16 protein-coding genes are annotated in these 11,898 nt (G+C 46.4%); 7 read left to right on the top strand and 9 right to left on the bottom strand.

Annotated features, from left to right (window positions below; genetic code table 11):
• Window positions 1–12 precede the first annotated feature (12 nt).
• From FG11_RS11235 to FG11_RS11255, 5 genes are read right to left on the bottom strand one after another with little or no spacing between them, the layout of a single operon-like run.
• Complete coding sequence (locus tag FG11_RS11235; RefSeq protein ID WP_047535139.1) at window positions 13–630, bottom strand: pilus assembly PilX family protein; 618 nt, start codon at window positions 628–630, stop codon at window positions 13–15.
• The gene (locus FG11_RS11240; RefSeq protein WP_047535142.1) at window positions 624–1,739 is read right to left on the bottom strand and encodes a PilW family protein; all 1,116 of its coding nucleotides are present in this window, start codon (window positions 1,737–1,739) and stop codon (window positions 624–626) included. Before FG11_RS11240 ends, FG11_RS11235 begins: the two co-directional genes overlap by 7 nt.
• A 15-nt stretch (window positions 1,740–1,754) precedes the next feature.
• Entirely contained in the window at window positions 1,755–2,138 is a 384-nt protein-coding gene (locus tag FG11_RS11245) for a type IV pilus modification PilV family protein (RefSeq protein ID WP_025225135.1), read from the bottom strand.
• A gap of 6 nt (window positions 2,139–2,144) precedes the next feature.
• Complete coding sequence (locus FG11_RS11250; RefSeq protein WP_025225136.1) at window positions 2,145–2,699, bottom strand: GspH/FimT family pseudopilin; 555 nt, start codon at window positions 2,697–2,699, stop codon at window positions 2,145–2,147.
• 2 nt (window positions 2,700–2,701) lie between these two features.
• Window positions 2,702–3,133: a type IV pilin protein gene (locus FG11_RS11255; RefSeq protein WP_235276382.1), complete on the bottom strand. Its 432-nt coding sequence runs from the start codon at window positions 3,131–3,133 to the stop codon at window positions 2,702–2,704.
• 177 nt (window positions 3,134–3,310) lie between these two features.
• On the opposite strand from FG11_RS11255, the gene lptM reads away from it, so the two are divergent.
• The 3 genes from lptM (at window position 3,311) to FG11_RS13650 (ending at window position 5,005) form a co-directional block, all read left to right on the top strand.
• The gene (gene lptM / locus FG11_RS13575; RefSeq protein WP_020183187.1) at window positions 3,311–3,475 is read left to right on the top strand and encodes an LPS translocon maturation chaperone LptM; all 165 of its coding nucleotides are present in this window, start codon (window positions 3,311–3,313) and stop codon (window positions 3,473–3,475) included.
• A 24-nt stretch (window positions 3,476–3,499) separates the two neighbouring features.
• The gene (lysA, locus tag FG11_RS11260) at window positions 3,500–4,762 is read left to right on the top strand and encodes a diaminopimelate decarboxylase (protein ID WP_047535145.1); all 1,263 of its coding nucleotides are present in this window, start codon (window positions 3,500–3,502) and stop codon (window positions 4,760–4,762) included.
• A gap of 102 nt (window positions 4,763–4,864) precedes the next feature.
• Complete coding sequence (locus FG11_RS13650; protein ID WP_020183189.1) at window positions 4,865–5,005, top strand: hypothetical protein; 141 nt, start codon at window positions 4,865–4,867, stop codon at window positions 5,003–5,005.
• Between the two features lie 58 nt (window positions 5,006–5,063).
• On the opposite strand, the gene purU is transcribed toward FG11_RS13650, so the two are convergent.
• A complete protein-coding gene (purU, locus tag FG11_RS11265) occupies window positions 5,064–5,918 on the bottom strand; it encodes a formyltetrahydrofolate deformylase (RefSeq protein WP_047535148.1) in 855 nt (284 codons plus the stop codon).
• 81 nt (window positions 5,919–5,999) lie between these two features.
• Here purU and ispH point away from each other — a divergent pair, with 81 nt between their 5' ends.
• The 4 genes from ispH to FG11_RS11285 are packed head-to-tail and all read left to right on the top strand — an operon-like array spanning window position 6,000 to window position 9,015.
• On the top strand, window positions 6,000–7,004 hold the full coding sequence (ispH, locus tag FG11_RS11270) for a 4-hydroxy-3-methylbut-2-enyl diphosphate reductase (RefSeq protein ID WP_047535150.1): 1,005 nt from the start codon (window positions 6,000–6,002) through the stop codon (window positions 7,002–7,004).
• A gap of 5 nt (window positions 7,005–7,009) precedes the next feature.
• Window positions 7,010–7,456: a dihydroneopterin triphosphate diphosphatase gene (nudB, locus tag FG11_RS11275; RefSeq protein WP_025225141.1), complete on the top strand. Its 447-nt coding sequence runs from the start codon at window positions 7,010–7,012 to the stop codon at window positions 7,454–7,456.
• 31 nt (window positions 7,457–7,487) lie between these two features.
• Complete coding sequence (nadA, locus tag FG11_RS11280) at window positions 7,488–8,585, top strand: quinolinate synthase NadA (RefSeq protein ID WP_047535154.1); 1,098 nt, start codon at window positions 7,488–7,490, stop codon at window positions 8,583–8,585.
• A gap of 1 nt (window position 8,586) precedes the next feature.
• Window positions 8,587–9,015, top strand: a complete 429-nt coding sequence (locus FG11_RS11285; RefSeq protein ID WP_047535156.1) for an HIT family protein — start codon at window positions 8,587–8,589, stop codon at window positions 9,013–9,015.
• 11 nt (window positions 9,016–9,026) lie between these two features.
• Here FG11_RS11285 and FG11_RS11290 read toward each other — a convergent pair whose 3' ends face one another.
• The 3 genes from FG11_RS11290 to mpl form a co-directional block, all read right to left on the bottom strand.
• Window positions 9,027–9,341: a (2Fe-2S) ferredoxin domain-containing protein gene (locus FG11_RS11290; protein WP_025225143.1), complete on the bottom strand. Its 315-nt coding sequence runs from the start codon at window positions 9,339–9,341 to the stop codon at window positions 9,027–9,029.
• A 163-nt stretch (window positions 9,342–9,504) separates the two neighbouring features.
• Window positions 9,505–10,488, bottom strand: a complete 984-nt coding sequence (locus tag FG11_RS11295; protein ID WP_047535158.1) for an energy transducer TonB — start codon at window positions 10,486–10,488, stop codon at window positions 9,505–9,507.
• A gap of 6 nt (window positions 10,489–10,494) precedes the next feature.
• Complete coding sequence (gene mpl / locus FG11_RS11300) at window positions 10,495–11,868, bottom strand: UDP-N-acetylmuramate:L-alanyl-gamma-D-glutamyl-meso-diaminopimelate ligase (protein ID WP_047535160.1); 1,374 nt, start codon at window positions 11,866–11,868, stop codon at window positions 10,495–10,497.
• Window positions 11,869–11,898: the final 30 nt, after the last annotated feature.

Here is an 11,898-nt window from a genome sequence, read left to right on the forward strand (position 1 = left end):
TTGTATACCTCGTTAAGAAACGAACGCTTGCACATAGGACACCGTATTTCTAGGCCCAACAATACGCACGGTGACACGATAAATAGGTAAAGGCTCAGCGACAGGCGGTAAAGTTAGACAAAAACCGCAACCTCTCTTAGTACTATCTGGATCAGGACTGGCGGCCATCATGCAACGCTCTTTGCTCACATCACCATTTTGGTTACACATGCGCTCAACCACATAGCGAATGGTATTGCCGTAGGGGTCTTTGCCATTCGCTATCCCAGCACCTGTCGCCAACTTACTGTTGGCATCAGACCATGTTGTGCTAAGCGTTAAATTTTCACCATTACATTGTCCAGTCGCACCGCTATCAAAGGTGGTACACACTGCATAATAGCCATTACTCGGATCATTAGTGAAAGCATAGGATTTAAGCTGGCCACCAATGGTGTCCGCCATCGCTTCCAATCCATAACTCGATGTAATCGCCGTACTTTGTTTAAATGCTAGGTTACCCGTAATTTGGCTGCTGGTATCCACAGAGCGAATTAGCGCCACACTGGCTAAAGACATCACCACCAATGCAATCAATGCAACAAATAATACAAGCCCTCGCTGAGATGATTTAGATGCAACGACTAACATGGCACACCCCCGCATAACGCTTGCCTATTCCATAAGATGTTTCTGAGAGGCACCACCGTTTCATAGACTTTATAACGGTAGTTTTGCCAGTTGGCGTTAGCCGATAAATTTACATTGGTCGTATCACCCCATACACACACTCTGGCTAGCCCACTGACAGCGCCATCACAGTTTTGACTCACCACTACACGCTCTTGCAATGGGTTACGTGCCACCACAGCAACTCTTACCGCTTTAATGCGATTACGATTACCCACGCTCAGTGCAGCAGGCGCCCAGATACCAGTAGCATTCACCCACTCTGTGACCGTATTGCTAGACTGTATGGCTGACACGCCATATTGGGCTTGGATATTTACAATATCATTGACAACGGGAAAGGACAGCGCATTCGGCATGGCTGTCTCATCTAAGTTGGCAGTGGCTGAAAAGCCACCGGTTCGCATCAACTGATTACCGGATAACGTAAAGTTAGTCTCGTTCCATCCTCCCAAGCATGCCAACTTGAAACCGGGAGATACTGGCACCGCAGTCCCTGACGCAGAAATATTGGTGATTTTAATTCTTTGTGAGACCGCAGTAATGTCAGCAACCCGCCCCACTGCACACCTAAGAGTAGTAGCAGATATTTCTTGCATAATCAGTGCAGTATCGTTTTTTGTACAGCCTAGTGTTGTAGGCACTTGCACGGTTGGTGTCGGATCTGGTACCGAGATAATCTCGACGCTTGCTCCGCTCTTCATGGTCGAGCCAGAGCGCACAACCACACTATCGCTGTTGGTACCGCCATCAGTAATGACCAGTGGTGACAGTCCAATTTCTGGCGTTGCCCCCACATTATCATGATCAAACGTTACATTGACAGGGCAGTTTAGAGGAGTAATTGCACTATCGTAAAAAGGTAATCCGTAACCCGCATTTTCAATTTCACGTCGCATAATATAAAGTGCAATTGCGCCATTGGTTTGCGCATCTGCTCCACCAGTAGTGATGCGCTTTTGTTGTTCAAACTTACTAAATACATTAGTAATGACCAATGTGGCTATCAGCCCAATGACCAAACCAATCATCAACTCAATTAAACTAAATCCACGTTGTGTATTTTTCATATTCGATGATCTTAGTTATTTTGCATCACTGATATAAGCAGAGGTCACATACTGATGCTTATCCATCCCCGGGGCTTCCCAAGTCACAGTTACCGTAGCAAACCGTCTAGGGCCAACTGTCACCGAACGTGTACCATTGGGTAGCTGTGTTATGGGAGTTGCATCCTCAATATAATTGGCGACATTGGTAGGATCTGTCCACATACGACCTAAACGTTCTTGCGCAATAAAACTGGCATCCGATCTGAATTTAGCATCCGAGCTATTTTTGATCATGGCGCCCTGTAAGCCCACTAATGCAAGAATACCCATCGAGAAAATCAAAACGGCGACCAATGCTTCCAACAGTACAGAGCCCGATTGTTTTGTTTTATATATAGATATGTGTTTGCTCATCATACCAACCTAACATTTTCTAGGGTCTGTCGGCGCGGTAATCGCCGGTTCGCACATACGAATCGTGCCGCTACCCTGCGGGAATCGCACACTAACTTCCCTTAAATCAGACCCACTTAAATTAGAATTTTTGATATCTAGTTGCTTCAATTGCCCGCTAGCACTTGTTTGCGTACCAAAACTATTGAATATGACATTATCATTACCCGTTTTAGTCACCACAATTTTGGAGCTGGATCCTTCTTTAGCGGCTTTCTGGCTGATAATTGCCGGGCAATCCTCCACCCCGTCTCCATCTGTATCACCTACTACGGTAACGCAGCCCACCTCCCAAGAGTTGTCTGCGTTTATCTTAAATCTAACTTGTTGATTACGTTTAACAGCTTCTGCGCGCGCTAATTGCAAACCATTTCTAAATGACTCTCCCACCGTTCTGATTTGTGCATTGCCTATCATCGACATAAAACTTGGGAATGCAACCAAGCTGACTATAGCAATCACACTCATGACCACGGCCAGCTCAATCATATTGAACCCATGCTGTAGGTTTTTTGAACGCAGCATTATTAGCATGACCCGCCTTTTTTGGTAATCCAGCATGTATCGCCTGAAACACCTTCATACTTAGAAGTTTTTTCGTTGCTTTGATCAATAGTAAACTGGAAACTTCCCATCTTGTGATCGGATTTACCATCCGCAGTAATCCTAAAGGTGGTTGGAGTTCTTTCGCATGTATAGTCGAAGTACTGCGTGGTACCTGGTGGTGGTGTACATGGTGCGTCCACATAGGTACGAGTATCTTGAAAGTACTGCTCAGTCCTCATTCTGAGGTCTGCAAGTGTAGAGGTTGCTTCAGCGACTTTGCCCTGCTTCACATAATCAGAATAGGCAGGAATAGCAATCGTTGCAAGAATAGCGATGATGGCAAATGTAACCATCAACTCAATTAGACTAAAACCACCCTGCGTTCTATTATTTAAAGTCATACTTGCCAGCATTTGCATTCCCCTTATCACACAAACTTATCATGCCAAACCCCTTCCTTACATGTCTATCACTATCCGATAATCGGTGAATTAACGGGAGTAAACGGTTCTATTCTCGATATTAACCACCGTTTTTTGCATTAATGTTAAAATTCACGCTTGTTCGTTTGCCGTCAGGGTGTTTCTGCCATGCGTGATATTTATACCAAAATAGCCTGTTTCTCTGCCTTACTCATGCTGCTTACTGCCTGCGGGACTAAAGGGCCGCTCTATATTCCTGAGCAACAATATCCGCAAGACACCCCAGAAACTGCACCTCAACCTGCAGCGCCGGCACCTGCTTCCAGCTACTAACCTCTATTTATATAAGCCATTATCGTGAGTTCATTCCATTTTAAAAACGGCACATTATGTGCCGAACAAGTTTCCTTAACTGCCATTGCCGAGCAATATCAAACGCCTTGCTATGTGTATTCCAAGGCGGCTTTGACTGATGCATTCAAGCAATTTCAGGCAGGGCTGACGCAAGCGGACCATCTGGTTTGCTTTGCTGTGAAAGCGAACCCTAGTTTGGCCATTCTGAATTTGTTTGCCACATTAGGCGCTGGGTTTGACATCGTATCTGGTGGCGAACTCGCGCGCGTGCTAGCGGCTGGTGGCGATCCGAAAAAAGTCGTGTTCTCTGGCGTGGGAAAAAGTCATGAAGAAATGCGCGCAGCATTGAATGCTGGCATTTTATGTTTCAACATTGAATCCGAAAGTGAGCTGCACAGACTCAATGCCGTAGCAGGTGAGATGGGCAAAGTCGCACCTGTATCTTTGCGGGTGAATCCTAACGTAGATGCAAAAACACATCCTTATATTTCTACCGGACTTAAAAATAATAAATTTGGTGTGGCGTTTGAGAGCGCAATTGCGCTGTATGAGCAAGCGGCAGCCATGCCAAACATTGCGGTGCATGGGGTAGATTGCCATATTGGCTCGCAAATTACTGAGCTCTCACCGTTTTTAGATGCGCTGGATCGTGTGCTTGGGTTGGTCGACCATTTGGAAAGCAAAGGCATACACATTACCCATATTGATGTGGGTGGTGGCATTGGCATTACTTATTCGGATGAAGCACCACCAGCGTTTGCTGAATATACGCAAGCTATTTTGCAAAAACTGGCTGGCCGCAACGTCAAAGTATTATTTGAGCCCGGTCGCGCATTAGTAGGCAATGCCGGTGTCATGCTGACCAAAGTGGAATATCTCAAAATGGGTAATTTGGACGATGCAGACAAGCCTAAAAACTTCGCGATTGTCGATGCTGCCATGAACGACCTGATGCGCCCAGCCTTGTATGATGCTTATCACGATATTGTTGCCGTCCAGCCGCGCGATGGAGAAGCACGCACCTATGAAATCGTTGGGCCAGTTTGCGAAAGCGGTGACTTTCTTGGGCGCGACCGCACACTCAATCTTGAGGAAGGCGATCTACTTGCTGTCAAATCTGCTGGTGCTTACGGCATGAGTATGGCCAGCAATTACAACACGCGTCCACGTGCCGCAGAAATCATGGTAGATGGCGATAAACATCACTTGATTCGCGAGCGCGAACAAGTGAAACAGTTGTTTTCATTGGAAAAATTAATCCCTTAATGCAGATATTGCAGGTTTGGTGTGATTGGCGTAGATTTCACGTTTAAGCAATAAATCGCTTAAAAATCTATCAATGGTCATACTATAAACAAGGGAGATAAAATGAAAAGTTTGCTCGTATTGTTGTTTGCTATCATGACATTTAACGCTTTACCTGCTTTCGCCGACGATGCGCCATTACCTGAAATTGCACCTGTGGACGAACCAGCGATTCCACCATTGGATGCTCCAGCAACGGAGTAACACAAAATAAAAAAGCGAGCATAAAGCTCGCTTTTTCGTTTTCATATCCACTCACACACTAATCAAAAATCACCGTTTTATTCGCATACAATAAAATACGATTTTCAATATGCCAGCGCACAGCTTTGGACAGCACCACACGTTCTAAATCCCGCCCTTTTTGAATCAAATCTTCCACTTGGTCGCGGTGCGAGATACGGTCAATGTCTTGCTCAATAATCGGGCCTTCATCCAACACTTCAGTCACATAATGACTGGTTGCACCAATCAACTTCACGCCACGTTCAAACGCGCGATGATAGGGGCGTGCGCCAATAAATGCAGGCAAGAATGAATGGTGAATATTGATGATTTTTTGCGGGTAGCGCGCCACAAAATCGGGTGACAAGATTTGCATATAGCGCGCCAATACGATTAAGTCGATATTGTAATCAGCAAACAATTTAAATTGCGCCGCTTCGGCCTCCGTTTTGTTTTCTTTGGTCACCGCAATGTAATGAAAATCAATGCCATAAAACTTCACTAGCGCTTCCGTATCACGGTGGTTACTAATCACCAGCGGGATTTCACAGGCCAATTCACCGCTTTTGTGGCGATGTAGCAAGTCAGCTAGGCAATGATCGTATTGCGACACCATAATCGCCACGCGCGTTTTGTGCTGTGACAATTTCAATTGCCAAGTCATATTGAATCTGGTTGCAATGGGCGCAAACGCTTGGCCAAACGCAGCTTCGTCCACATTAAAATTGGCTAAGTCCCATTCCACGCGCATCAAAAACAGATTATTTTCTGCATCCTGATGCTGGTCTGCGTGTAAAATATTGGCATTGTGCTGGTACAGAAAATCAGCAATCGAGGCCACGATGCCTTTGGCATCTGGGCAAGTAATAAGCAGTGTTGCAGTGTTTTTCATCGCAATCGTAGGTCAGCCATCAATAAATTGGTGTGATTATACCCGATGCAACCGTACACTGATAAACGAGAGTAAACAAGCATGAGTCAAACGAGTCCATCAGAGCAGTCTAGCCAGCCTAATATTGTGCTCGCCAACCCACGCGGATTTTGCGCTGGGGTTGATCGCGCCATTATCATTGTAGAACAAGCGCTAGAAAAATTCGGCGCCCCTATTTATGTGCGCAATGAAGTGGTCCACAACAAATTTGTGGTGAACCAGTTGCGTGAAAAAGGCGCTATTTTTGTAGATGATTTGGAAAAGATTCCCACTGGTAGCACAGTCATCTTCAGTGCCCATGGCGTCTCTAAAGCTGTACGTGCAGAGGCCGAGGCACGCGGCTTAACCGCCTACGATGCGACTTGTCCATTGGTCACAAAAGTACATATCGAAGTGGCCAAAATGCGCAAAGAAGGCTTGGAAATCATCATGATTGGCCATAAAGGGCATCCGGAAGTGGAAGGCACCATGGGCCAAGTAGAGGGCGACCCCAGCAAGCAGGGCATGTACCTGGTTGAAACGCCCGAGGACGTTGTCGCATTAGCTGTCAAAGACAGTGAAAAACTAGCGTTTGTGACGCAAACCACACTCTCGATGGATGATGCTGCGCAAGTGATTCATGCCCTCAAAACACGTTTTCCTAATATCCAATCGCCCAAAAGTGATGACATCTGCTACGCCACACAAAACCGTCAAGATGCCGTCAAAATCATGGCTAAAGACTGTGACTTGGTGGTTATTGTAGGTTCTCCCAATAGCTCCAACTCCAATCGCTTGCGTGAGGTTGCGCAGAACCAAGGTGTAGAAGCCTATATGGTCGACAATGCCAGTTACTTAAAACCGGAATGGTTGATTGGCAAGCAGAAAGTCGGTGTCTCTGCTGGCGCTTCCGCACCAGACATTTTAGTGAAAGAAGTGATTGCGCAATTGCAACAATTTGGCGCGCAAGGTGTCCATGAACTACAGGGTGTGGTGGAAAGCGTCGTGTTTCAATTGCCTAAAAACTTGGTGAATGCACCGAGCAAAGTGACGCAAAAAACGACTTAAGCCAGATGCATAAGATTCCCGTATCTGCACTTGTACTCATCCACACGCCTGCATTAGAGGTGCTGATCATGGAGCGTGCAGACAAACCGGGCTATTGGCAATCGGTGACCGGTAGTATCGAGTTAGGCGAGACACCAGAGCAGGCGGCGGTTCGTGAAGTGAAAGAAGAGACTGGGCTGGATGCCTTAGCCTACGATTTTCAAGATTGGCACGCTAGCAACGTATACGAAATTTATCCGCACTGGCGTTACCGCTATGCTGCCGGCGTTACCGAAAACATTGAGCACTTATTTGGCCTGATGCTACCGAGTACGTTGCCGATTACACTTGCGCCGGATGAACACACCCAATACGTTTGGGTAGATTGGCGTGAAGCAGCGCAACGCGTATTCTCTTGGACCAATGTGGATGCACTGAAAAGATTAGGTGAAAGACATGGACTTAACTTGTAAAATAGACGGTATACATTTTTAATTGATAGATATGCAAACTGCCACTATTAAATTTGAGAAATTTCAATCCACTAAGGACGACGATTGTCAGGCCAGAATTCTGGCCGCACGCGAAAAACTGGGCAAACGCTTAGTCATTCTTGGTCACCATTATCAGCATGAAAGCGTGTACCGCCATGCCGATTACACTGGTGATTCGCTCAAACTATCTAAGTATTGCGAGAGCTTAGATGCTGAATACATTGTGTTTTTGGGCGTGCATTTTATGGCAGAAGTGGCTGATATTTTGAGCCGCCCTGAGCAGATTGTCATTTTGCCTGACCTAGCAGCAGGCTGCTCCATGGCCGACATGGCCAATTTAGCAAAAGTAGAGCGTAGCTATCGTGAGCTCAACAAAGTGCTGAACTTTGATGAGGAAATCACGCCGATTACCTACATTAACTCTGCTGCAGATTTAAAAGCATTCTGTGGCGAACATGGCGGCATTGTGTGTACCAGCACCAATGCGCCAAAAATATTGGAGTGGGGCTTTAAGCAACGCGAGAAGGTACTGTTCTTTCCAGACCAAAACTTGGGACGCTGGAGCGGCCATAAAATGGGCATCCCCTTAGAGCAAATGCCTGTATGGGACCCAGACCAACCATTGGGTGGTTTAACGGTAGAGCAAATCAAAAATGCCAAAATCCTGTTATGGAAAGGGCATTGTGCAGTACATCAAATGTTCCGCCCACAAAATATCGAGCATTTTAAGAAGTTGCATCCGGATGGCTTTGTCATCTCTCACCCGGAAGCACCGTTTGAAGTCTGCCTAAACTCAGATTATGTAGGTTCTACCGAGTACATTCTCAGAACCGTAAGTGAGGCACCACCCAACACCAAATGGCTGGTGGGCACCGAGTTAAATCTAGTCACACGTCTGGCCGAGCAAATGAAGCCGCAAGGTAAACATGTACAGTTTATGAGCCACGTGGTGTGTGAGTGCTCTACCATGGCGCGTATTGATCCACAGCACTTGGCATGGTGCTTGGAAAATCTAGCAGAAGGTAACATCGTCAATCAAATCAAAGTACCCAAGCATGAAGCAGCACTGGCTAAACTTACGCTAGATAGAATGCTACAAGCCTCATAGTATGAGCGCTTGCCCGCTTTGCCAAGCCAGCCCGCACGCCATTCTTTGGCAGGATGATTTTTGCCGGGTGGTATTACTGCAAGATGCAGACTATCCGGCTTATTGCCGTGTTGAACTGTTAGCACATGTGAAAGAAATGACCGACTTAGCGCCGCAAGCGCGTGCCCGCACCATGAAAGTGGTGTTTGCGGTTGAAACCGCCATTCGCGAAGTCATCCAGCCAGACAAAATCAATCTAGCCAGCCTAGGCAACAAAACACCACATATGCACTGGCATGTCATTCCACGTTTTGAGACGGATAAGCACTTCCCCAATAGCCATTGGGGCGAGGCAGTACGCAATAGCCAAGCACAGCCACTGACCGCATTACAAGTAGAAACGCTGATTGAAAAAATAAAAGCACATGTGACATGTGCTTTATCTTCTTAACGTTATCGTACTTACTCTATCACCAGCCGCTTAACCACTTTGCCATTGATTAAATGGCTCTCGATGATTTCATCCACATCTTCGTTGTCCACAAAGGTATACCAGACCGCTTCTGGATACACCACCATCAACGGCCCTTGCGCACAGCGGTCTAGGCAACCTGCACGGTTAATACGTACTTTGCCTTCGCCATTTAAGCCCAACTTTTTCACGCGCGATTTCATATGGTCAAATGCAGCTTCAGCACCTTTGTTCATGCAGCAATCTTCACCGTTTTCGCGTTGATTCAAACAGAAAAATACATGGTGTTTAAAGTGGTTGGTCATGTGTTGATACCTTATTCGTGAACTCTATATGTTTGATTGAAAAATTATTCGCCATCAGCATCAGATCATTTAGCTTTTGTTTTTAGGCAAGGCGTTTGAGCGCAAACAGTGCAGCTATACGGTAAGCGAAAACAACGCAGCATAAAAGCAAAAACTAAATGACCTATTCGGTGGAGAGGGCGTCTTCTTGCGTAAATGTCCACGTCCTTGTCACACTTAAAATGTCAGCATCCCGCTTAATATCTGCCGGAAACGCAGAAAAGGGTGCAGATAACTCCACAATTTTCTTGGCTGCCAGATCTAATATTTTATGCCCTGAACTGCGGTTAATTTTAATCTCTTCCAAGCTACCATCGGCTCTAATAGAGACCGTCATTTGCAGCTGTCCATATAGCTTTTGATGTTTAGCTGCCTCTGGGTAATTCAGGTTACCGACACGCTCAACCTTTTGCCGCCAAGCTTCGATATACATGGCATAACGATATTCTTGCGTGCGTGCGCCGATGAATTTGCGCTTTGGCCGCTTTTGATATTCATCTTGCTGCTTGGCAATCAATGCCTCCAAGCGGTCAATTTCTTTAGCCGATGCCAATAAATCTTGCGTATTCAGTGCTTTCAGTTTGACGGATTGTTCGCCAGTCTCCGGCGTAGCTGCGGCCGCTTGCTGTGTGGGTTTGGATTGTACTTTTTGTAGCGCATTGATTTGTGTCATCAACTCTTGCGCCTGCTTCTCCAAGGCTTCTACACGCTTTTGTTCTTGTATTTGTTCTGCGCTCAATTTTGCCGCTTTTGATGCGCTGCGCGGCTCTGCGTGCTGTTGCAGTTTCACTTCTTGTGTTTTTTGATTAGGGGAAGGCAATGCCGTTTTCAGCTTGCGATTTTCATCGGTATTGCCGCCACGGTCTAAATTCGCTTGTGCTAGCACCTCTGCTTTTTTGGGTGCCTCTTTGGTTTTGGCGTTCACCAGCATCACTTCTAATGCGGGCAGGCTATCTTTAAACTTCTTTAACTCCGGCTGAAATTTGATACTCAGCGCCACCAAATGTACCAGCACAGAAATCCACACAGCAATCATCAACGGACTCTGTGAAGTCTTTTTTTTCACAATCGTCCTTGCTTTAGCTGCCTGTGGTTTTTTCTCAGCCAAACCTGATTACCTCTTTAGCGCATCGAGTATCTTTTGGTGCACGCCACCAAAGCCGCCATTACTCATCACCAAAATATGGTCGCCCGCAATAGCAATCCCTGCGATGGCATTGACCAATTGATCTAAGTCATCAAAGGTGTGTGACTTATGTGCAATCGGCTTGAGTGCTTCGGCAGCATCCCAACCCAAATTGGCTCCGTAGCAAAATACTATATCTGCCTGTGCTAAGCTGGCTGGCAAGGCATCTTTCATTACGCCCAGTTTCATGGTGTTACTTCTAGGTTCAAGCACAGCCAGTATTCTTGCGACACCTACTTTGGCGCGCAAACCTGCTACCGTCGTTTCAATGGCGGTAGGGTGGTGCGCAAAGTCATCGTATACCGTGATTTGATTGACCACGCCTTTGGTTTCCATACGGCGTTTTACATTTTTAAACGCACCTAGTGCCTCAATACTAGTAGCAACAGCCACGCCTGCATGGCGTGCGGCAGCAATACAAGCCAGCGCATTCATGCGGTTATGCTCACCCAGCAAATCCCAAGTCACGCGGCCTTGTAACTGGCCTTGGTATAGCACATCAAAATGGCCATCACCGCTGGCATTGGTCGCTTGCCAATCAGCATCGGTACCAAATTGCTCTACTGGCGTCCAACAACCTTTATCAATCACGCGTTGCAGGCTCGCCTCTTTACCATTGCGGACGACCAAGCCTTGTTGCGGCACGGTTCTGACCAAATGATGGAATTGCTTTTCTATGGCAGCCAAGTCTTCAAAAATATCCGCATGGTCATATTCTAAATTATTCAGAATGGCAGTGCGCGGACGATAGTGGACGAACTTGGAACGTTTATCGAAAAAGGCCGTGTCGTATTCGTCGGCTTCGATCACAAAGAAAGGGGAAATACTGTTTTTGTCTTGGGTCGGCACCTGTGGCAAACGTGCAGATACAGCAAAATTCTCCGGCACACCACCAATCAAAAAGCCTGGTGCTAAACCTGCAAACTCTAATATCCATGCCAACATAGAACTAGTGGTGGTTTTACCATGCGTGCCTGCTACCGCTAGCACCCATTTACCTTGCAGCACATTTTCCGCCAGCCATTGTGGGCCGGAAATATAAGGAAAGCCTTGATTCAGAATGGCTTCCATCAGCGGGTTGCCACGGGTAACGACATTGCCGATCACATACATATCCGGATTGAGTTTGGTCTGCTCCGCTGCAAAGCCTTCAATCAGTTGTATGCCCTGCGCTTCTAACTGTGTGCTCATGGGCGGGTAAACATTGGCATCACACCCCGTGACGGTATGACCGGCTTGTTTTGCCAGCACCGCGATACCACCCATAAAGGTGCCACAAATACCTAATATATGAATATGCAATTGATAACCTTAATATATTTGCTTATAAAA

The sequence above is a fragment of the Methylotenera sp. N17 genome, from assembly GCF_000799155.1.
Classification (GTDB): domain Bacteria; phylum Pseudomonadota; class Gammaproteobacteria; order Burkholderiales; family Methylophilaceae; genus Methylophilus.

What these genes read in the sequence shown, in the direction of transcription:
- FG11_RS11235 (WP_047535139.1), bottom strand. Translation starts at nt 630, where the DNA reads ATGTTAGTCGTTGCATCTAAATCATCTCAGCGAGGGCTTGTATTATTT.
- FG11_RS11240 (WP_047535142.1), bottom strand. Translation starts at nt 1,739, where the DNA reads ATGAAAAATACACAACGTGGATTTAGTTTAATTGAGTTGATGATTGGT.
- FG11_RS11245 (WP_025225135.1), bottom strand. Translation starts at nt 2,138, where the DNA reads ATGATGAGCAAACACATATCTATATATAAAACAAAACAATCGGGCTCT.
- FG11_RS11250 (WP_025225136.1), bottom strand. Translation starts at nt 2,699, where the DNA reads ATGCTGCGTTCAAAAAACCTACAGCATGGGTTCAATATGATTGAGCTG.
- FG11_RS11255 (WP_235276382.1), bottom strand. Translation starts at nt 3,133, where the DNA reads ATGCTGGCAAGTATGACTTTAAATAATAGAACGCAGGGTGGTTTTAGT.
- lptM (WP_020183187.1), top strand. Translation starts at nt 3,311, where the DNA reads ATGCGTGATATTTATACCAAAATAGCCTGTTTCTCTGCCTTACTCATG.
- FG11_RS13650 (WP_020183189.1), top strand. Translation starts at nt 4,865, where the DNA reads ATGAAAAGTTTGCTCGTATTGTTGTTTGCTATCATGACATTTAACGCT.
- purU (WP_047535148.1), bottom strand. Translation starts at nt 5,918, where the DNA reads ATGAAAAACACTGCAACACTGCTTATTACTTGCCCAGATGCCAAAGGC.
- ispH (WP_047535150.1), top strand. Translation starts at nt 6,000, where the DNA reads ATGAGTCAAACGAGTCCATCAGAGCAGTCTAGCCAGCCTAATATTGTG.
- nudB (WP_025225141.1), top strand. Translation starts at nt 7,010, where the DNA reads ATGCATAAGATTCCCGTATCTGCACTTGTACTCATCCACACGCCTGCA.
- nadA (WP_047535154.1), top strand. Translation starts at nt 7,488, where the DNA reads ATGCAAACTGCCACTATTAAATTTGAGAAATTTCAATCCACTAAGGAC.
- FG11_RS11285 (WP_047535156.1), top strand. Translation starts at nt 8,587, where the DNA reads ATGAGCGCTTGCCCGCTTTGCCAAGCCAGCCCGCACGCCATTCTTTGG.
- FG11_RS11290 (WP_025225143.1), bottom strand. Translation starts at nt 9,341, where the DNA reads ATGACCAACCACTTTAAACACCATGTATTTTTCTGTTTGAATCAACGC.